The 19,695-nt window shown below is 42.8% G+C and carries 22 protein-coding genes; all 22 read right to left on the bottom strand.

What is annotated here, in order from left to right; translation table 11 throughout:
* Positions 1-2 precede the first annotated feature (2 nt).
* The 22 genes from rplE to rplJ all read right to left on the bottom strand — a co-directional run bounded on the left by rplE (position 3) and on the right by rplJ (position 19,686).
* Positions 3-557, bottom strand: a complete 555-nt coding sequence (gene rplE / locus FO447_RS14185; protein ID WP_022122149.1) for a 50S ribosomal protein L5 — start codon at positions 555-557, stop codon at positions 3-5.
* Entirely contained in the window at positions 557-874 is a 318-nt protein-coding gene (gene rplX, locus FO447_RS14180) for a 50S ribosomal protein L24 (protein WP_006848825.1), read from the bottom strand. The genes rplE and rplX overlap by 1 nt, the downstream gene beginning before the upstream one ends.
* Before the next feature lie 20 nt (positions 875-894).
* The gene (gene rplN, locus FO447_RS14175; protein WP_006848826.1) at positions 895-1,260 is read right to left on the bottom strand and encodes a 50S ribosomal protein L14; all 366 of its coding nucleotides are present in this window, start codon (positions 1,258-1,260) and stop codon (positions 895-897) included.
* Positions 1,261-1,262: 2 nt separating this feature from the next.
* Complete coding sequence (rpsQ, locus tag FO447_RS14170; RefSeq protein ID WP_006848827.1) at positions 1,263-1,529, bottom strand: 30S ribosomal protein S17; 267 nt, start codon at positions 1,527-1,529, stop codon at positions 1,263-1,265.
* A 2-nt stretch (positions 1,530-1,531) separates the two neighbouring features.
* Positions 1,532-1,726, bottom strand: coding sequence for a 50S ribosomal protein L29 (gene rpmC / locus FO447_RS14165; protein WP_006848828.1), 195 nt, complete (start codon positions 1,724-1,726; stop codon positions 1,532-1,534).
* Between the two features lie 2 nt (positions 1,727-1,728).
* Complete coding sequence (gene rplP / locus FO447_RS14160; RefSeq protein WP_006848829.1) at positions 1,729-2,157, bottom strand: 50S ribosomal protein L16; 429 nt, start codon at positions 2,155-2,157, stop codon at positions 1,729-1,731.
* Positions 2,158-2,173: 16 nt separating this feature from the next.
* On the bottom strand, positions 2,174-2,905 hold the full coding sequence (gene rpsC, locus FO447_RS14155) for a 30S ribosomal protein S3 (RefSeq protein ID WP_006848830.1): 732 nt from the start codon (positions 2,903-2,905) through the stop codon (positions 2,174-2,176).
* A gap of 9 nt (positions 2,906-2,914) precedes the next feature.
* Positions 2,915-3,319 (bottom strand): 50S ribosomal protein L22, encoded by a 405-nt coding sequence (rplV, locus tag FO447_RS14150; RefSeq protein ID WP_006848831.1) that lies wholly within the window; start codon positions 3,317-3,319, stop codon positions 2,915-2,917.
* A 35-nt stretch (positions 3,320-3,354) separates the two neighbouring features.
* A complete protein-coding gene (gene rpsS / locus FO447_RS14145) occupies positions 3,355-3,621 on the bottom strand; it encodes a 30S ribosomal protein S19 (protein WP_006848832.1) in 267 nt (88 codons plus the stop codon).
* 10 nt (positions 3,622-3,631) lie between these two features.
* Positions 3,632-4,459 (bottom strand): 50S ribosomal protein L2, encoded by an 828-nt coding sequence (rplB, locus tag FO447_RS14140; protein WP_006848833.1) that lies wholly within the window; start codon positions 4,457-4,459, stop codon positions 3,632-3,634.
* 8 nt (positions 4,460-4,467) lie between these two features.
* Positions 4,468-4,761 carry a 50S ribosomal protein L23 gene (gene rplW, locus FO447_RS14135; protein ID WP_006848834.1) on the bottom strand — a complete coding sequence of 98 codons (294 nt, stop codon included), beginning with the start codon at positions 4,759-4,761 and terminating at the stop codon, positions 4,468-4,470.
* A 17-nt stretch (positions 4,762-4,778) separates the two neighbouring features.
* Entirely contained in the window at positions 4,779-5,408 is a 630-nt protein-coding gene (rplD, locus tag FO447_RS14130; protein ID WP_022122146.1) for a 50S ribosomal protein L4, read from the bottom strand.
* Positions 5,408-6,022: a 50S ribosomal protein L3 gene (rplC, locus tag FO447_RS14125; RefSeq protein WP_022122145.1), complete on the bottom strand. Its 615-nt coding sequence runs from the start codon at positions 6,020-6,022 to the stop codon at positions 5,408-5,410. Before rplC ends, rplD begins: the two co-directional genes overlap by 1 nt.
* A gap of 19 nt (positions 6,023-6,041) precedes the next feature.
* On the bottom strand, positions 6,042-6,347 hold the full coding sequence (rpsJ, locus tag FO447_RS14120) for a 30S ribosomal protein S10 (RefSeq protein WP_006283658.1): 306 nt from the start codon (positions 6,345-6,347) through the stop codon (positions 6,042-6,044).
* 111 nt (positions 6,348-6,458) lie between these two features.
* Positions 6,459-8,573, bottom strand: coding sequence for an elongation factor G (gene fusA, locus FO447_RS14115; RefSeq protein WP_200756909.1), 2,115 nt, complete (start codon positions 8,571-8,573; stop codon positions 6,459-6,461).
* Between the two features lie 27 nt (positions 8,574-8,600).
* Positions 8,601-9,077, bottom strand: a complete 477-nt coding sequence (gene rpsG / locus FO447_RS14110; protein ID WP_006848838.1) for a 30S ribosomal protein S7 — start codon at positions 9,075-9,077, stop codon at positions 8,601-8,603.
* A gap of 180 nt (positions 9,078-9,257) precedes the next feature.
* Positions 9,258-9,638 (bottom strand): 30S ribosomal protein S12, encoded by a 381-nt coding sequence (gene rpsL / locus FO447_RS14105; RefSeq protein ID WP_006848839.1) that lies wholly within the window; start codon positions 9,636-9,638, stop codon positions 9,258-9,260.
* A gap of 244 nt (positions 9,639-9,882) precedes the next feature.
* Positions 9,883-10,209, bottom strand: coding sequence for a DUF3467 domain-containing protein (locus FO447_RS14100; RefSeq protein ID WP_200756907.1), 327 nt, complete (start codon positions 10,207-10,209; stop codon positions 9,883-9,885).
* A 235-nt stretch (positions 10,210-10,444) separates the two neighbouring features.
* On the bottom strand, positions 10,445-14,779 hold the full coding sequence (gene rpoC / locus FO447_RS14095; RefSeq protein ID WP_117727213.1) for a DNA-directed RNA polymerase subunit beta': 4,335 nt from the start codon (positions 14,777-14,779) through the stop codon (positions 10,445-10,447).
* Positions 14,780-14,810: 31 nt separating this feature from the next.
* A complete protein-coding gene (rpoB, locus tag FO447_RS14090) occupies positions 14,811-18,623 on the bottom strand; it encodes a DNA-directed RNA polymerase subunit beta (protein WP_118064553.1) in 3,813 nt (1,270 codons plus the stop codon).
* Positions 18,624-18,733: 110 nt separating this feature from the next.
* Positions 18,734-19,111, bottom strand: coding sequence for a 50S ribosomal protein L7/L12 (gene rplL, locus FO447_RS14085; RefSeq protein ID WP_006848843.1), 378 nt, complete (start codon positions 19,109-19,111; stop codon positions 18,734-18,736).
* 56 nt (positions 19,112-19,167) lie between these two features.
* A complete protein-coding gene (gene rplJ, locus FO447_RS14080) occupies positions 19,168-19,686 on the bottom strand; it encodes a 50S ribosomal protein L10 (RefSeq protein WP_200756905.1) in 519 nt (172 codons plus the stop codon).
* Positions 19,687-19,695: the final 9 nt, after the last annotated feature.

Raw genomic sequence — 19,695 nt, 5'->3', positions numbered from 1 at the left:
ACTTAATCTTTATTTGCGTTCTTGAATGGAAGACCAAAAGCCTTCAAAAGAGCAAAACCTTCTTCATCAGTCTTAGCTGTTGTTACGAAGGTAATATTCATACCCTGAATACGATCAATCTCATCGATATTAATCTCAGGGAAGATAATCTGCTCTGTGATACCTAATGTATAGTTACCACGACCATCAAACTTGCTCTCAATACCCTTGAAGTCGCGAATACGAGGAAGAGAAACACGAACGAGCTTCTCCAAGAACTCGTACATACGCTCACGACGCAATGTTACCATAACACCGATAGGCATCTTCTTACGAAGCTTGAAGTTTGCAATATCCTTTTTAGAATATGTAGCAACAGCCTTCTGACCGGTGATAGCAGTAATCTCATTGATTGCTACATCAACAATTTTCTTGTCCTGAGTAGCATCACCAAGACCCTGATTGATGACAATCTTCTTCAATACTGGAATCTCCATAGCTGAAGAGTAGTTGAACTGCTTCTGAAGAGCAGGAGCGATTGTCTCCTTATATACTTTCTTTAACTGTGCTGTATCCATTACTTGATTTCCTCCCCTGACTTTTTAGCGATGCGAACAACGTTTTTACCCTCATGCTTGATAGCAACACGAGTAGCCTTGCCACTCTTAGGATCAATCAAACTCAAATTTGAGATATGAATAGGAGCCTCCTGCTTAACAATACCTCCCTGAGGATTCTTAGCAGATGGCTTAGTGCTCTTAGAAACCATGTGCACACCTTCTACGATAGCACGGTTCTCCTCAACGAGGACCTTAAGCACCTTACCAGTCTTGCCCTTATCTGCACCGGCAATAACGATAACGGTATCGTCTTTCTTAATATGTAACTTACTCATTACTTCTTACTTTTTAAATATTAAAGAACCTCAGGTGCCAAAGAAACGACTTTCATATTTACTGCACGAAGCTCACGAGCAACAGGACCGAAGATACGGCTACCACGAAGCTCACCTGCATTGTTAAGCAATACACAAGCGTTGTCATCGAAACGGATGTAAGAACCATCTGCACGACGAATTTCCTTCTTTGTGCGAACAATCAAAGCCTTTGATACTGCACCCTTCTTCAAATCACTTGATGGGATAACGTTCTTGACTGCAACAACAATAACGTCACCAACGCTAGCGTAACGACGGCCTGTACCACCGAGAACTCGAATGCAAAGAGCCTCACGAGCACCGCTGTTATCACATACTGTAAGTCTTGATTCAGTCTGTATCATAATTACTTAGCTTTTTCAACAATTTGTACTAATCTCCATCTCTTTGTCTTAGACAGAGGACGAGTCTCCATGATCATAACAGTATCACCTACGTTAGCCTCATTATTCTCGTCATGTGCATGGTACTTCTTTGTCTTCTGGACAAATTTACCATAAATAGGGTGCATCTCCTTGAACTTAGCTGCAATAACAATGGTTTTATCCATCTTGTTGCTAATAACAACACCCTGTCTTACTTTTCTTAAATTTCTTGTTTCCATCTGGACCATTATTATTTGTTAAGTTCTCTCTGACGAAGTTCAGTTTTCATACGTGCAATATCACGACGAGCAACCTTAATCTCTGATGGATTCTCAAGTGGAGTTACATTATGATTGATCTTCTTCTTGTTCAAAGCATCAACAGCTGCCTCCAACTTCTCAACCAATTCTTTGGTCTCGATATTTTTAATTTCTGCAATCTTCATAATTAAGCGTTTTTATCGTAATCACGTCTAACAATAAACTTAGTCTTAACAGGAAGTTTCTGAGCGCAAAGGCGAAGACCTTCTTTTGCAATATCGAAACTAACTCCTTCAACTTCGAAGAGAATTCTACCTGGTGTAACAGGTGCAACCCATCCTGCTGGATCACCCTTACCTTTACCCATACGGACATCAGCAGGCTTGCGAGTGATTGGCTTATCAGGGAAAATTCTAATCCAGACCTGACCTTGACGGTTCATATAGCGGTTCAATGCTACACGAGCTGCCTCAATCTGACGACTATCGATCCACTTTGATTCAAGAGTTTTGATACCAAAAGAACCGAAAGCCAATTGTGTACCTCTGTGAGCGTTGCCTTTGTTGCCACGACCATCTTGAGGTCTTCTATATTTAACTCTTTTTGGCTGTAACATGATAGCTTTCTAAAATTTAACGGTTATTGTTTCTTTTACGATTACCACCACGGTTGTTAGAGCGACCGTTACCACGGTTGTTGCTCTTATTGTCCTGTGAGAAGTTTGGAGTAAGATCAGCCTTACCATAAACCTCACCACGGCAAATCCAAACCTTAATACCAAGCAAACCTACCTTTGTAAGTGCCTCGCACTGGCAGTAGTCGATGTCTGCGCGGAATGTATGAAGAGGAGTACGACCCTCTTTGTACATTTCTTTACGTGCCATTTCAGCACCATTCAGACGACCTGTAATCTGTACCTTGATACCCTCAGCACCAGCACGCATGGTGTTAGCAACTGCCATCTTGATAGCGCGACGATAAGCAATCATGTGCTCAATCTGAGTCGCAATATTCTTACCAACGATAGTAGCATCAAGTTCAGGCTTTTTAACCTCGAAGATGTTGATCTGAATATCTTTCTTATAAAGCTTCTTCAACTCTTCCTTCAACTTATCTACATCCTGACCACCTTTACCAATGACAATACCTGGACGGGCTGTACAAATAGTAATGGTAACAAGTTTCAATGTACGTTCGATAATAATACGAGAAATGCTTGCTTTAGCAAGACGCTCGTTAAGATACTTACGGATTTTCTGATCCTCAACGAGGTTATCACCGAAGTTCTTACCACCGAACCAATTTGAATCCCAACCACGGATAACACCAAGTCGGTTACTAATCGGATTAACTTTCTGTCCCATTCTACTTAATTATTTTTCGTCATTAGTTTTTGCATCAACAAAAAGAGTTACATGGTTAGAACGCTTACGAATTCTATAACCACGACCCTGTGGTGCAGGTCTCATACGTTTCATTGTAACGCCTTCGTCAACGAAGACCTTACTGATATAAAGCTCACCGTCTTCAGCCTTGCGATTATTCTTAGCTTCCCAGTTAGCGATAGCTGAACGAAGTAATTTCTCTACATCAGCTGATGCCTGCTTCTTAGAGAAGCGAAGTACTCCGAGTGCACGGTTAACCTCCATACCACGAATCATGTCTACTACATAGCGCATCTTACGTGGAGAAGAAGGAACGCCTACCAACTTTGCGAAGTACAAGTTTTTACGGGCTTCTTTCAATTTCTCAGCCGCAATATGTTTTCTTGCTCCCATTATTTACTTAAATTTTAAATGGTTTAACCCTTAGCTTACTTTCTGTTACCAGAGTGACCGCCAAAGCGACGTGTTGGAGCAAACTCTCCAAGCTTGTGGCCAACCATATTCTCTGTAACATAAACAGGGATAAATTTGTTACCGTTATGAACTGCAACAGTATGTCCTACGAAATCAGGAGATATCATTGAAGCTCTAGCCCATGTCTTAACAACATTCTTCTTGCCACTCTCGTTCATAGCGAGAATCTTCTTCTCGAGAGAAACGTTGATGTATGGACCTTTTTTAAGTGAACGACTCATAATTTACTCTTTATTTTTTGTTAGCTCTTTCGATAATATACTTGTTAGAAAGCTTCTTAGGTGCGCGAGTCTTAAGACCCTTAGCGTACAAGCCCTTACGTGAACGTGGGTGACCACCACTCTGGCGACCTTCACCACCACCCATTGGGTGATCAACAGGGTTCATAACAACACCACGGTTGTGTGGACGACGACCCAACCAGCGTGAGCGACCAGCCTTACCAGACTGCTCAAGTGCGTGGTCTGAGTTACCAACACTACCAACTGTAGCCTTACAAGCACTCAAAATCTGGCGTGTTTCACCAGAAGGGAGCTTAATTACACAATAACTGCCCTCACGAGAAGTCAACTGAGCAAAATTACCAGCCGAACGAACCAACAAAGCACCCTGACCAGGACGCAACTCGATGTTGTGGATCACTGTACCTACAGGGATGTTTGCCAAAGGAAGACAGTTACCAATCTCAGGAGCAGCATCTGCACCTGACATCAAAGTAGCGCCTACCTGAAGTCCGTTAGGAGCAATAATGTAACGTTTTTCACCATCAGCATAGTAAAGCAATGCGATACGAGCCGAACGGTTTGGATCGTACTCGATTGTCTTAACAACTGCTGGAACACCATCTTTCTCACGTTTGAAGTCGATTAAACGATACTTCTGCTTGTGACCACCGCCAATGTAGCGAACGGTCATCTTACCGGTGTTGTTTCGACCGCCGGTAGAACGTTTACCGTAAACGAGAGACTTCTCTGGCACGGATGCAGTAATATCCTCGAACGTGCCAATAACTTTGTGTCTTTGACCCGGAGTAACCGGTTTTAATTTACGTACTGCCATTTTTTATTTTAAATATTGCTGTAAAAATCAATTGTATCGCCCTCCTTAAGAGTAACGATTGCCTTCTTGAACGCATTCTTCTGACCCTTAACAAGACCTGCCTTTGTATAACGGGCAGAGCGCTTGCCAGCGTAACGAATAGTGTTCACGTCAACTACTGTAACATTATACAGACTCTCAACTTCCTTCTTAATCTCGAGCTTATTAGCCTCAGGACGAACAACGAAGCCATAGCGGTTAGGCTGCTTGTCTGTAATCTTGGTCATCTTCTCAGTAACCAATGGTTTGATAATAAATGCCATATTCTAATATCTCCTTTTTACTTTGTTAAGATTTGGTCGATAGTCTCGAGCGACTTTTCTGTAATCACTACAACATCAGCATTCAAAACTTTATACGAATTGACGTTTGATGCGAGGATAACTTCAGCACGCTGCAAGTTACGAGCAGACAAATATACGTTTTTATTTGATTCTGGCAAAACAAAGAGCACTTTTTTGCCCTCAATTTTGAGATTCTTAATAATACTTAAGAATTCTTTAGTCTTTGGAGCCTCAAATGTAAAGTCTTCCAACATTACAATTGCGCTTTCCTGTGCCTTATAAGACAGAGCAGACTTACGAGCAAGAATCTTTACTTTTTTGTTGAGCTTGAAGCGGTAATCACGTGGTTTAGGACCAAAAACGCGAGCACCACCTACGAGTACAGGTGAGTTAATATCACCACGGCGAGCACCGCCGCCGCCCTTCTGACGACCAAGCTTACGAGTAGAACCGCTCATCTCGCTTCTCTCCTTAGACTTAGCTGTACCCTGACGCTGGTTAGCGAGATACTGCTTTACGTCAAGATAGAGAACGTGATCGTTAGGCTCAATGCCGAAGACTGCATCATTAAGAGCTACCTTGCGGCCGGTCTCCTGACCTTTGATATCTAATACGCTAACTTCCATTATTTCTCAATTAAAACAGTTGAACCTTTGCATCCAGCGAAAGAACCCTTAACAATAAGAAGATTCTGCTCTGGAATTACCTTTAACACCTGAAGGTTCTGAGTTGTAACTCTGTCACCTCCCATTTGGCCGCCCATGCGCATACCCTTGAATACCTTTGCAGGGTAAGAACAAGCACCAATAGATCCCGGCTTACGAGCGCGGTCATCCTGACCGTGAGTAGACTGACCTACACCACCGAATCCGTGACGCTTAACAACGCCCTGGAAGCCTTTACCCTTTGATGTACCAATTACATCAACGAACTTGCAATCGTTGAAGATTTCAACTGTAATTGTGTCACCGAGGTTGTACTCCTCATCAAACTTGAACTCGGCCAAGTGCTTCTTAGGTGTTGTGCCTGCCTTCTTGAAGATTCCCATCATAGGCTGAGAAGTACGCTTCTCCTTTGCCTCTTCGAAACCTAACTGATAAGCCTTGTAACCATCCTTTTCTACAGTTTTCACCTGGGTTACAACACAAGGACCTACTTCGATAACAGTGCACGGAATATTCTTACCGTCGGCACTGAAAACGGATGTCATTCCGATTTTCTTTCCAATTAATCCTGGCATTTCAATTTAATTTAAATAATTAGACTTTGATTTCTACTTCTACACCACTTGGCAATTCAAGCTTCATCAAGGCATCAACTGTCTTAGCTGTTGAGCTATAGATGTCAATGAGACGCTTGAAATCTGAGAGCTGGAACTGCTCGCGAGACTTCTTGTTAACGAAAGTACTGCGGTTTACAGTAAAAATACGCTTGTGCGTTGGCAATGGAATAGGACCACTAACAATAGCGCCTGTTGCCTTTACAGCCTTCACAATCTTCTCAGCTGACTTGTCAACCAACTGGTGGTCGTAAGACTTCAGCTTAATTCTGATTTTCTGACTCATTTTTAAAATTAAGTTATTATTATATGAATTATATAGTCTAATGGAAGAAGAGGTACGCTGCTTAAGAGTCATTCGCTAAGCAGCGCCTCATCTTACCGTTATTCTTTGTTATTAAAGGAGTTCTGCGTGACCCTTAACCTCCTCCAACACAGCCTTAGCAATTGTTGAAGAAAGAGGTGCATGATGATCGTACTCCATAGAACTTGTTGCACGACCAGAAGTGATAGTACGCAAAGCTGTTACATAACCGAACATCTCAGCCAATGGAACCATTGCCTTTACGATGCGAGCACCGCTACGACCTTCTTCCATACCCTGAACGAGACCACGGCGCTTGTTCAAGTCACCGATTACGTCACCCATGTTCTCTTCTGGAGTAACAACCTCTACCTTCATGATAGGCTCCATCAAAACAGGACCAGCCTTAGGGCAAAGTACCTTGAAAGCCTGATGTGCTACCAACTCGAATGACAACTGGTCAGAGTCAACTGGGTGGAAGCTACCATCGGTCAAAGTCACCTTCAAACCTGTCATTGGGAAGCCACCGAGTACACCATTTGACAAGCAATCAGCGAAGCCCTTCTGTACAGATGGGATGAATTCCTTAGGAACGTTACCACCCTTAACCTCGTTGATGAACTGCAAGTCGCCTTCCTTGTAATCCTCATCCTTAGGACCGATGGTTACATCGATACAAGCGAACTTACCGCGACCACCAGACTGCTTCTTATAAGTTTCACGGCTCTGAGCTGTCTTAGTGATAGCCTCCTTGTAGTTAACCTGAGGCTTACCCTGATTACACTCAACCTTGAACTCACGCTTCAAACGGTCGATGATGATATCCAAGTGGAGCTCACCCATACCAGAGATAATTGTCTGACCGCTCTGCTCGTCTGTACGAACTGTGAAGGTTGGATCCTCCTCAGCCAACTTAGCGAGACCATTATCCATCTTAGCGATATCTGCCTGGCTCTTTGGCTCTACTGCGATAGAAATCACAGTATCAGGGAATGTCATAGACTCCAATACGATTGGGTGTTCCTCGTCACAGAGTGTATCACCTGTACGGATATCCTTGAAACCTACACCCGCACCGATATCACCAGCATCGATAGACTCCATTGGGATTTCCTGCTTAGAGTTCATCTGGAACAGACGGCTGATACGCTCGCGCTTGCCAGAACGTGGGTTGTAAACATAAGAACCAGCAACGACCTTACCTGAGTAAACGCGGAAGAATACCAAGCGGCCCATGAATGGGTCAGTAGCAATCTTAAATGCGAGAGCAGATGTTGGTTCATCCTCAGATGGTTTACGATCCTCTTCCTCCTCTGTATCAGGGTTAGTACCGATGATATTTGGAGTATCCATTGGTGAAGGCAAGAATGCACATACATAGTCGAGCAATGGCTGAACACCCTTGTTCTTGTATGAAGAACCGAGCAACATTGGACAGCACTCCATAGCACAGCAACCCTTACGGATAGCTGCAAGAAGCTTTTCTTCTGGAATATCCTTACCATCGAGATAAAGTTCCATAACCTCATCATCGAAGTTTGCAGCACCCTCAAGGAGCTTATCACGCCACTCAGCAGCCTCGTCAGCCAAGTCTGCAGGGATTTCCTCAACATCATACTCAGCACCCATAGTCTCATCGTGCCAAAGGATAGCCTTCATCTTAATGAGGTCAACTACACCCTTGAAGTTCTCCTCTGCACCAATAGGAATCTGAATAGCAATTGGATTAGCGCCTAAGATATCCTTCATCTGCTGAACTGTCTCGAAGAAGTTAGCACCAGAACGGTCCATCTTGTTTACATAACCGATACGAGGTACATTATACTTATCAGCCTGACGCCATACAGTCTCAGACTGTGGCTGAACACCATCAGCTGCAGAATATGTAGCAACAGCACCATCAAGTACACGGAGAGAACGCTCAACCTCAGCAGTGAAGTCAACGTGTCCCGGAGTATCGATCAAGTTGATCTTATAAGACTTACCGAGATAGTTCCAATTACAAGTAGTAGCCGCAGAAGTGATAGTAATACCACGCTCCTGCTCCTGGGCCATCCAGTCCATTGTAGCAGCACCATCGTGTACCTCACCAATCTTATGAGTCTTACCTGTATAGAACAAAATACGCTCAGAAGTTGTTGTCTTACCAGCATCGATATGCGCCATGATACCGATGTTACGAGTCAAATGTAAATCGCGATTTGCCATTTTCTTTTAACTATATTATATATTAAATTAGAATCTAAAGTGAGCGAACGCACGGTTAGCCTCAGCCATACGATGCATATCCTCCTTACGCTTAAATGCACCACCCTGATTATTAAAAGCATCCATAATCTCTGCAGCAAGCTTATCAGCCATAGTCTTACCACCGCGCTTACGTGCAAAAAGAATAAGATTCTTCATAGAAATACTCTCCTTACGATCAGGACGAATCTCTGTAGGAACCTGGAAGGTTGCACCACCGATACGACGGCTCTTAACCTCTACCTGAGGAGTAATATTATCAAGTGCCTGCTTCCAGATTTCAAGAGCAGACTTTTCCTCGTTAGACATCTTAGCCTTTACAATGTCAAGTGCATTGTAGAAAATCTCATAAGATGTATTCTTCTTTCCATCATACATCAAATGATTTACGAACTTTGAGACCTTCTGGTCATTGAAGACAGGATCTGGAAGGATCACTCTCTTCTTTGGTTTTGCTTTTCTCATTTTAAATAAAACTTTTTTTAATTCTGCATGGGGCTGTATAATGTTCTTCAACGCTCGCACCCGAGCATTTACTCAACCTGATTACTTCTCCAGCAAAACATTTATTAAATATTTTAACCCCAACTCCCGACCTTCTCCGATCGTGAGTCTGCGGTTTTGTCTAAAATTTAAGAAGCGATATTACTTCTTTGCCTTAGGACGCTTAGCTCCGTACTTAGAACGACGCTGTGTACGATTTGCAACACCTGCAGTATCAAGTGTACCACGGACAATGTGATAACGTACACCTGGAAGGTCCTTTACACGACCACCGCGAACCAAAACAATTGAGTGCTCCTGCAAGTTGTGACCCTCTCCTGGAATATAAGAGTTTACTTCCTTTGAGTTTGTCAAACGTACACGTGCAACTTTACGCATTGCTGAATTAGGCTTCTTAGGAGTTGTTGTATAAACACGAACACAAACACCACGACGCTGAGGACAAGAATCCAAAGCTGGTGACTTGCTCTTGTCTACAAGAACTCGTCTGCCTTTTCTTACTAACTGTGAAATAGTAGGCATAATTTTACTTTTTAATTTATATATTTATTTTTATTTATTGTCTTATTTCGATGTAAGCCACTACTTTATAGAGCCTTTTCGGGGTGCAAAGGTACGATTTTTTCGGCAAACTACCTAAATATTAAGAAGACTTTTAAAAAACGAAGGCTAGTTTTAACTTTATATAACCATTAAAAACAAATATTATAAAGAAAAAAGCGGTATTTAGCAGAGAATTTAGTCTTAGTATGTATGTTGTAGTACATTATGCCTCACCCTTTGGTATGCCGAATGGAGCGATTGTACGTTCTTGCTCATCAGACAACTTAATTTTACCGAAGGACTGCTCGTAGTTATAAATATTGCTCTGCAATGCCTGGAGCAATCGCTTAGCATGTTCAGGTGCCATGATAACACGACTCTTGATCTGAGGTGCAGGCATGCCAGGAAGTGCACATGCAAAATCCAAGATGAAGTCTGAACTAGAATGAGTAATCAGTGCCAAGTTTGAGTATGTACCCTCTGCTACTTCAGGGCTGATGCCCATTTGGAACTGATTCTGCTGCTGTTGATTATTCTTATTTTCTTCCATAATTTTACTAAGTTAATAGGATTAAACTTTAAATGATAGTGCAAATTTACACATTATTTCTGAAAAAGACGAATAATTTGCCACATATTTTTCAAAAAAAAACATCATAAGACAACAGAAGGGGGAAATCCTTATTATTTTCTTTTTTCATCTGTTACAGATAATAAAAGGGTGCGCCATAAACTTATGACGCACCCTCATTATACCTATTTATATATAGTACTCTATTCTACGATTATTCTCCTATTGGAGAATCAGCATAGTCGAGCACATTTTTCTTATTAGCCTGCATACGCTCATATTCTTCTTTAGAGCCTACAATGAGCTTATCCCACTGACGAAGACCAGTACCTGCAGGAATCAAGTGACCACAGATTACATTCTCCTTCATACCCTCTAGGTAATCAACCTTACCACGGATAGCAGCCTCATTCAAAACCTTAGTAGTTTCCTGGAATGATGCAGCACTCATAAAGCTCTTAGTACCAAGAGCAGCACGAGTAATACCCTGGAGGATCTGTGTAGAAGTTGCAGATACGGCATCACGAACCTGTACAAGTTTCAAGTCGCGACGCTTCAATGCAGAATTCTCATCACGCAATCTACGAGCCGTTATGATCTGACCTGGTTTGAGACTTTCACTATCACCACCGTCAGTAACAACCTTCTTACCCCAGATACGATCATTCTCTTCTGCAAAGTCAAGTTTATCAACCAACTCTTGCTCCAAGAAGGTAGTATCACCTGGATCGTCAATACGAACCTTACGCATCATCTGACGTACCACAACCTCAAAATGCTTATCATTAATAGCCACACCCTGAAGACGGTAAACGTCCTGGATCTGGTTAACAATATACTCCTGAACAGCGGTAGGACCCATGATGGCGAGAATATCGCCAGGAGTTACACTACCATCAGAAAGAGGAGTACCAGCACGTACAGCATCATGTTCCTGTACCAAGATCTGCTTTGAAAGAGATACAAGATACTTCTTCTGATCGCCAGTCTTAGATGTTACGATGATCTCACGGTTACCACGCTTTACCTTACCCATAGTTACCTCACCATCGATTTCAGATACAACAGCAGGATTAGAAGGGTTGCGAGCCTCAAGAAGTTCAGTTACACGAGGGAGACCACCAGTGATATCACCTGCACCACCTACAGCACGAGGAATCTTAACCAAAACCTCACCGGTATTAATTGTCTGTCCATCCTCAACAGCCAAGTGACCACCTACAGGGAAGTTGTATGTACCAAGGATTTCACCATTAGCATCAATAACATCACAAGATGGAACCATTGCCTTATTCTTGGAATCGGTGATAATCTTCTCCTCCAAGCCTGTAGTCTCATCGACCTCAGCACGATAAGTCTGATCCTTCTGAACGTCATTGAACTTCAATGTACCGGCATACTGGCTGACGATAACGGCGTTGAATGGATCCCAACGGGCGATAACAGTATCCTTTTCTACGATTTCACCCTCCTTGTGATACAATGAAGAACCGTAAGGAACATTCAAAGTTGCAAGAACGATGTTTGTATTAGGATCCACGAAACGGATTTCAGCCAAGTGGCTTACTACCTTTTCGCACTTGATATCGTTGCCTTCCTCGTCTTCCTCTACAAATGGTACTGTGCTCAACTCGTCAAACTCGATACGAGACTTATTCTTCGCAGCAATCTTAGCATTGGCAGCAGCGTTAGATGCAATACCACCGGCGTGGAATGTACGGAGAGTCAACTGAGTACCTGGCTCACCAATAGCTTGAGCAGCGATGACACCAACGGCTTCACCCAACTGTACCATACGGGCTGTTGCCAAGTTACGGCCATAGCACTTCATGCAGACACCCTTTTTGCTCTCACAGGTGAGAACAGAACGAATTTCAACACTCTCGATAGGAGATTCATCTATAGCCTTTGCCTTAGCCTCGGTGATTTCTTCACCAGATTTGACAATCAGTTCACCAGTTGTTGGATGAATAACATCATGTACAGATACACGACCCAGAATACGCTCATAAAGAGATGAAATAATCTCATCGCCATTCTTTAAAGCTGTACAAACCAAGCCACGCAATGTACCACAATCCTCTTCGGTGATGATAACATCGTGAGAAACGTCTACAAGACGACGAGTCAAATAACCGGCATCGGCAGTCTTCATAGCGGTATCAGCAAGACCCTTACGGGCACCGTGAGAAGCGATAAAGTACTCCAATACAGACATACCCTCCTTAAAGTTAGAAAGGATAGGGTTCTCGATGATCTGCGCGCCCTCTGCACCAGCCTTCTGAGGTTTAGCCATCAAACCACGCATACCAGACAACTGCTTAATCTGATCCTTAGAACCACGGGCTCCGGAATCAAGCATCATGTATACTGCGTTGAATCCCTGGTCAGCTTCGGTCATCTCCTTCATCAAGATATTACCCAAATCTGTATTTACGTGAGTCCACGCATCAATAACCTGGTTGTATCGTTCCTTGTTGGTGATGAAACCCATATTATAGTTATTGGTAATTTCCTCAACCTCCTTGCGACCGCGCTCAACAATAGCTTCCTTCTCTGGTGGAATAATAATATCACCAAGGTTGAATGACAATCCTGCGACATAAGCCATACGATAACCTAAGTTCTTGATTCCATCAAGGAATTCACAAGCCTTAGCCATACCAACAGCCTTGATAACATTAGAAATCAAACCACGGAGGGTTTTCTTGGAAATCACATCATTGAAGAAGCCAACTTCATCTGGAATGATACCATTAACGATGACACGTCCAACAGAAGTTTCTACCATTCGTTTCTGGATTGTACCATCAACCAAGTCGTCAACTACAACCTTAATCAAAGCATGAAGATCACATCGACCCTCGTTACGAGCAATCAATGCCTCTTCAGGACCATAGAATGTCAAGCCCTCACCCTTTGCACCTGGACGAATCTTAGTAATATAGTAAAGACCAAGCACCATATCCTGAGAAGGAACGGTGATAGGCGCACCATTAGCTGGGTTGAGAATGTTATGACTCTGAAGCATCAGGATTTGAGCCTCCAAAACAGCCTCATTGCTCAATGGAAGGTGAACAGCCATCTGGTCACCATCGAAGTCGGCGTTGAACGCTGTACATGCCAATGGATGCAACTGAATAGCCTTACCCTCAATCATCTTAGGCTGGAATGCCTGAATACCGAGTCGGTGAAGCGTAGGGGCACGGTTCAACATAACCGGATGACCCTTCATTACATTCTCAAGAATATCCCAGATAACTGGCTCGCGACGATCAACAATCTTCTTGGCACTTTTTACAGTCTTTACGATACCACGCTCTATCAACTTACGGATGATAAATGGTTTGTAAAGCTCTGCAGCCATCAGTTTTGGAAGACCACACTCACCCATCTTCAACTCTGGACCTACAACGATTACAGAACGGGCAGAATAGTCTACACGCTTACCCAGCAAGTTCTGACGGAAACGACCCTGCTTACCCTTTAAAGAGTCAGAGAGTGACTTCAAAGGACGATTGCTCTCACTCTTTACAGCAGAACTCTTGCGTGAGTTGTCGAACAAGCTGTCAACAGCCTCCTGCAACATACGCTTCTCGTTACGGAGAATAACCTCAGGAGCCTTGATCTCAACCAATCTCTTCAAACGGTTGTTACGGATAATCACACGACGATAGAGGTCATTCAAGTCTGATGTTGCAAAACGACCACCATCCAATGGTACCAACGGACGAAGCTCAGGTGGAGTAACAGGAATAATCTTCATGATCATCCATTCTGGCTTGTTAATACCTTTACTAGCACGGAAACCTTCTACAACTTGCAGACGCTTCAGAGCCTCAGTTTTACGCTGCTGACTTGAATCGTTATTTGCGCGATCGCGGAGTTCGTATGACAAAGAGTCAAGGTCTACATTCTGGAGCAACTGATAAATTGCTTCAGCACCCATTTTTGCTATAAACTTATTTGGGTCCGTATCGTCCAAAAGTTCATTGTCACCATTAGGATCATACTGGTCAAGAAGAGCCATATATTCATCTTCTGACAAGAGATCAAGTTTGTGAGAACCGTTCAATTCAAGACCATCAGCATCAGTCTTTCCCTCAAGAATACCAGGCTGGATAACTACATACTTCTCGTAGTAAATAACAGCATCAAGTTTCTTGGTCGGCATACCCAAAAGGTAACCAATCTTATTTGGAAGAGAACGGAAATACCAAATATGAGCAACAGGTACGACAAGCTCAATGTGACCAGAGCGTTCACGACGAACTTTCTTCTCTGTAACCTCTACACCGCATCGGTCGCAGACGATTCCCTTATAACGGATACGCTTGTACTTGCCGCAGGCGCATTCATAGTCCTTAGTAGGACCAAAAATACGCTCGCAGAACAAGCCATCACGCTCCGGCTTATATGTACGATAATTAATGGTTTCCGGTTTAGTAACCTCACCATACGAATTTTCCAAGATCTCCTCTGGCGAAGCGAGACCGATGGTAATCTTCGTAAAATTATTCTTTACCTTTGTATCTTTTTTGAAAGCCATGTTTCTATATATAAATTAGGGGTTCTCAAAATTAATCAAGTTTGATGCTCAAACCAAGGCCACGAAGCTCATGGAGCAATACGTTAAGTGACTCAGGAATACCAGGAGTTGGCATTGGATCGCCCTTTACGATTGCTTCGTATGCCTTGCTACGTCCTACAACATCATCTGACTTAACAGTCAGGATCTCCTGCAAAACGTGGCTTGCACCAAATGCCTCGATAGCCCAGACCTCCATCTCTCCGAATCGCTGACCACCAAACTGTGCTTTACCACCAAGTGGCTGTTGTGTAATCAAAGAGTATGGACCGATAGAACGAGCGTGCATCTTATCCTCAACCATATGACCTAACTTCAAGAAGTAAGTCATACCAACAGTAGCTGGCTGGTCAAACTGCTCTCCAGTCTCACCATCATAAAGGTAAGTTGAGCAGAAACGTGGCAAGCCTGCCTTATCTGTCCATTCAGAGAGATCATCCAATTTAGCACCATCAAAGATAGGAGTAGCAAACTTTACACCCAACTTTTTACCTGCAGCACCCAAGATACACTCGAAGATCTGACCAAGGTTCATACGTGAAGGCACACCCAATGGATTCAATACCATATCAACAGGACGACCGTCAGCCATAAATGGCATATCCTCCAAACGAACTACCTTAGACACAATACCCTTATTACCATGACGACCGGCAAGTTTATCACCAACCTGGATCTTACGCTTCTTAGCAATATATACCTTAGCCATCTGAAGAATACCTGATGGAAGTTCATCACCAATAGTGATAGCAAACTTACGACGCTTTAATTCAGCATCAAGTTGCTTATACTTGCGGATATAGTTCATAATAAGTCTCTGAATCAAGCCATTGGTATGCTCATCCTTAGTCCACTTATTAGACTGAACACCATCATACTCCAAATTCTTCAAGGCTGTAGCAGTAAAGGTACTGCCCTTGGTAATAATCTCAGCACCTGAATAATCCTTAACGCCCTCAGAAGTCATACCTTCTGTAAGCGTAAGTAACTTGTCTACGAGGATATCCTTCAAGTCATCGCCCTTTGCCTCATACTCCTCATCAATCTTAGCAAGAATAATCTTATCCTGCTTCTTTGACTCACGGGTCTTGATAGCACGAGAGAACAACTTCTTGTCAATAACGACACCACTCAATGATGGATTTGCCTTCAATGAAGAATCCTTCACATCACCAGCCTTATCACCAAAGATAGCGCGAAGCAACTTCTCCTCTGGTGACGGATCACTTTCACCCTTAGGCGAAATCTTACCTATCATGATATCACCTGGCTCAATTCTAGCACCAACACGTACGATACCATTATCATCAAGATCCTTAGTAGCTTCCTCGCTGACATTAGGAATATCAGATGTGAACTCCTCTACGCCACGCTTAGTTTCACGGACATCAAGAGAATATTCGTCAACATGTACAGATGTCAATACGTCTTCACGAACCATACGTTCAGAGATAACGACAGCATCCTCGTAGTTATAACCCTTCCAAGGAATATAAGCAACAAGCAAGTTACGGCCCAAAGCCAACTCACCATTTTCTGTTGCATAACCTTCTGTCAGGATATCACCCTTCTTTACACGCTGTCCCTTATTACAGATAGGACGCAAGTCGATGGTCATATTCTGGTTGGTACGACGGAACTTAGGAATACGATACTCCTTCAAAGCAGGTTCGAAACTTACAAACTCATCGTCTTCTGTGCGATCGTAAAGGATGCGGATAGTTGTAGCATCAACATATTCGATAACGCCCTCACCTTCTGCAGTAACCATAGTACGTGAATCCTCACAAACTTGCTTCTCAAGACCAGTACCAACTATTGGTGCATCATTATGAAGCAATGGTACAGCCTGACGCATCATGTTACATCCCATCAACGCACGGTGACCATCATCATGCTCCAAGAATGGAATCAAACCTGCGGATACAGAAGCAATCTGCTGTGGAGAGACGTCAACATAATCAACTTGATCCGGACCTACAACAGGATAATCAGCATCCTGACGACACTTTACTACATCACGAATGAAAGAACCATCAACAGTCAAAGGCGCATTACCCTGACCGATAATCTTAGACTCTTCATCCTCAGCAGTCAAGTATACAACATCCTCATTAGCCATATCGACCTTGCTATCATTCACCTTACGGTAAGGAGTAACAATAAAACCAAGATCATTAATCTTTGCATACATACAGAGAGAAGAAATCAAACCGATGTTTGGACCTTCAGGACTCTCAATAGGGCAAAGACGACCATAGTGTGTATAATGTACGTCACGAACCTCGAAACCGGCACGCTCACGAGACAAACCACCAGGACCTAAGGCAGAAAGACGACGTTTATGAGTTACCTCAGCCAGAGGGTTAGTCTGGTCCATGAACTGTGACAATGGATTAGTTCCAAAGAAAGAATTGATAACACTAGAGATTGTCTTAGCATTAATCAAATCTGTTGGAGTAAACACCTCATTGTCGCGAACATTCATACGTTCACGGATAGTACGGGTCATACGTGCCAAACCAATAGAGAACTGGTTAGCCAACTGCTCACCTACAGTACGAACACGACGATTAGACAAGTGGTCGATATCGTCAACTGTTGCACTAGAGTTAATCAGCTGAATAAGATATTTAATAATCTCAATAATATCTTCCTTAGTCAAGACACGAACATCAATGTCAGTATCAAGATTCAATTTCTTATTGATACGATAACGACCTACCTCACCCAGATCATAACGCTTATCCGAGAAGAACAGGTTTTGGAAAACCTCACGTGCACTTGCGTCATCTGCAGGATCAGCATTACGCAACTGACGATAGATATAGTTAACAGCTTCCTTCTCAGAGTTACTTGGATCCTTTGCCAAAGTATTGAAGATAATAGTAAACTTGTTGGCAGCTTCCTCATCCTTATGAAGAAGAACAGTCTGCGCTCCACTCTCAACAATCTCCTCAATATTATCAGCAGTAAGTTCAGTCTCACGCTCCATGATTACTTCATTACGCTCGATAGATACTACTTCACCAGTATCCTCATCAACGAAGTCCTCATTCCAACTCTTCAAAACACGAGCAGCAAGCTTACGACCAATAGCAGCCTTCATATTCTTCTTGTTAACCTTCACCTCCTCGGCGAGATCAAAAATCTGAAGAATATCCTTATCCTGTTCGTAACCAATAGCACGCAACAATGTGGTTACAGGCAACTTCTTCTTACGATCGATATATGCATACATTACATTGTTAATGTCAGTTGCAAATTCAATCCAGCTTCCCTTGAAAGGAATGATACGAGCAGAATAAAGCATGGTACCATTTGCATGAACACCCTGGCTAAAGAACACACCAGGAGAGCGATGAAGCTGAGAAACAACAACACGCTCAGCACCATTAATCACGAAAGTACCATTATCGGTCATATATGGGATAGTACCAAGGAACACATCCTGAATAAATGTACCGAAATCCTCATGATCAGGATCAGTACAATACAGTTTCATCTTAGCCTTCAAAGGTACGCTATATGTAAGACCACGCTCCAGGCACTCATCAATAGAATAGCGAGGAGGGTCGATATAGTAATCCAAGAACTCAAGAACGAAATTGTTACGTGTATCGGTAATAGGGAAGTTCTCAGAGAACACCTTATACAAACCGTCATTCTTGCGTTCCTCAGGCGGAGTATCCAACTGTAAGAAGTCCTTGAAAGACTTTAACTGCACATCGAGGAAATCCGGATATGGATACGGATTATGCACGCTGGCAAAATTTACTCTGTTATCAACAATTTTTGTAGCCATTAGAAGTTATTAAATGGGTTTTATTAATAATATAATAAAAGACACAAAAAGGTTAGGACTCACCTACTTGGAGAATCCTAACCATTTATATAAAAAATGTATTACTCTAATTACTTGAGCTCTACCTTAGCACCAGCCTCTTCGATAGCCTTCTTAAGGTTCTCAGCCTCGTCCTTAGCTACACCTTCCTTGATTGTAGAAGGAGCACCGTCTACGAGATCCTTAGCCTCTTTCAAACCGAGACCACAAGCCTCCTTAACAGCCTTTACAACCTGGAGCTTAGCGCCACCAACCTCAGCGAGGACTACGTCGAATGTAGACTTCTCCTCAGCTGCAGCTGCACCACCAGCAGCAGGACCAGCAGCTACAGCTACAGCTGCAGCAGCAGGCTCAATACCATACTCGTCCTTGAGGACTGTTGCCAACTCATTAACTTCCTTAACAGTAAGATTTACTAACTCTTCTGCAATAGCTTTGATATCTGCCATTTTATTCTAAATTTTATTTTTGTTTATACTATAATTAATGATAACATTGTGATTGATTACTCAGGACGCTCGCCCAATGTCTTAAGCACACCATGAATAGTGTTGCTTCCTGATTGAAGAGCTGAAACAACGTTCTTTGCAGGTGACTGGAGCAAAGCAACAATCTCTGCGATAACTTCGTTCTTGCTCTTGAGAGCTGAAAGCTCTGCAAGTTTGTCTGCGCCAACGTAGAAGCTTTCCTCTGCATAAGCAGCCTTCAATGTTGGAACATCTTCCTTGTCATATTCCTTCAACAACTTAGCTGGTACATTAGCTGTATTAGCAAACATTACAGCAGTAGTACCCTTCAAGCAGCCATAGAGCTCAGAGAAATCGATATCTGAAGCCTCGAAAGCCTTGTGAAGCAAGGAATTCTTAACAACAACCATCTTAATCTCGCTCTGGAAGCACTTACGACGGAGTGCGCTTGTCTTCTCTGCATTCAATCCTGTAACATCTACAAGATAGAAATGAGGAAACTCCAGCAACTTCTGTCCAAGTTCAGCGATAATAGTATCTTTAACTTCTTTCTTCATTTTACAAAA

This window comes from Segatella copri, from assembly GCF_015074785.1.
GTDB lineage: Bacteria > Bacteroidota > Bacteroidia > Bacteroidales > Bacteroidaceae > Prevotella.
Note: the sequence above shows the minus strand (reverse complement) of the source record. Positions and strands in the feature narration are given on the sequence as shown.

What these genes read in the sequence shown, in the direction of transcription:
- fusA (WP_200756909.1), bottom strand. Translation starts at nt 8,573, where the DNA reads ATGGCAAATCGCGATTTACATTTGACTCGTAACATCGGTATCATGGCG.
- rplL (WP_006848843.1), bottom strand. Translation starts at nt 19,111, where the DNA reads ATGGCAGATATCAAAGCTATTGCAGAAGAGTTAGTAAATCTTACTGTT.
- rplP (WP_006848829.1), bottom strand. Translation starts at nt 2,157, where the DNA reads ATGTTACAGCCAAAAAGAGTTAAATATAGAAGACCTCAAGATGGTCGT.
- rpoC (WP_117727213.1), bottom strand. Translation starts at nt 14,779, where the DNA reads ATGGCTTTCAAAAAAGATACAAAGGTAAAGAATAATTTTACGAAGATT.
- rplD (WP_022122146.1), bottom strand. Translation starts at nt 5,408, where the DNA reads ATGGAAGTTAGCGTATTAGATATCAAAGGTCAGGAGACCGGCCGCAAG.
- rpsG (WP_006848838.1), bottom strand. Translation starts at nt 9,077, where the DNA reads ATGAGAAAAGCAAAACCAAAGAAGAGAGTGATCCTTCCAGATCCTGTC.
- rpsQ (WP_006848827.1), bottom strand. Translation starts at nt 1,529, where the DNA reads ATGGTCCAGATGGAAACAAGAAATTTAAGAAAAGTAAGACAGGGTGTT.
- rpsJ (WP_006283658.1), bottom strand. Translation starts at nt 6,347, where the DNA reads ATGAGTCAGAAAATCAGAATTAAGCTGAAGTCTTACGACCACCAGTTG.
- rplW (WP_006848834.1), bottom strand. Translation starts at nt 4,761, where the DNA reads ATGGCATTTATTATCAAACCATTGGTTACTGAGAAGATGACCAAGATT.
- rplC (WP_022122145.1), bottom strand. Translation starts at nt 6,022, where the DNA reads ATGCCAGGATTAATTGGAAAGAAAATCGGAATGACATCCGTTTTCAGT.
- rpmC (WP_006848828.1), bottom strand. Translation starts at nt 1,726, where the DNA reads ATGAAGATTGCAGAAATTAAAAATATCGAGACCAAAGAATTGGTTGAG.
- rpoB (WP_118064553.1), bottom strand. Translation starts at nt 18,623, where the DNA reads ATGGCTACAAAAATTGTTGATAACAGAGTAAATTTTGCCAGCGTGCAT.
- rpsL (WP_006848839.1), bottom strand. Translation starts at nt 9,638, where the DNA reads ATGCCTACTATTTCACAGTTAGTAAGAAAAGGCAGACGAGTTCTTGTA.
- FO447_RS14100 (WP_200756907.1), bottom strand. Translation starts at nt 10,209, where the DNA reads ATGGAAGAAAATAAGAATAATCAACAGCAGCAGAATCAGTTCCAAATG.
- rplB (WP_006848833.1), bottom strand. Translation starts at nt 4,459, where the DNA reads ATGGCAGTACGTAAATTAAAACCGGTTACTCCGGGTCAAAGACACAAA.
- rplV (WP_006848831.1), bottom strand. Translation starts at nt 3,319, where the DNA reads ATGGGAGCAAGAAAACATATTGCGGCTGAGAAATTGAAAGAAGCCCGT.
- rplJ (WP_200756905.1), bottom strand. Translation starts at nt 19,686, where the DNA reads ATGAAGAAAGAAGTTAAAGATACTATTATCGCTGAACTTGGACAGAAG.
- rplN (WP_006848826.1), bottom strand. Translation starts at nt 1,260, where the DNA reads ATGATACAGACTGAATCAAGACTTACAGTATGTGATAACAGCGGTGCT.
- rplX (WP_006848825.1), bottom strand. Translation starts at nt 874, where the DNA reads ATGAGTAAGTTACATATTAAGAAAGACGATACCGTTATCGTTATTGCC.
- rplE (WP_022122149.1), bottom strand. Translation starts at nt 557, where the DNA reads ATGGATACAGCACAGTTAAAGAAAGTATATAAGGAGACAATCGCTCCT.
- rpsS (WP_006848832.1), bottom strand. Translation starts at nt 3,621, where the DNA reads ATGAGTCGTTCACTTAAAAAAGGTCCATACATCAACGTTTCTCTCGAG.
- rpsC (WP_006848830.1), bottom strand. Translation starts at nt 2,905, where the DNA reads ATGGGACAGAAAGTTAATCCGATTAGTAACCGACTTGGTGTTATCCGT.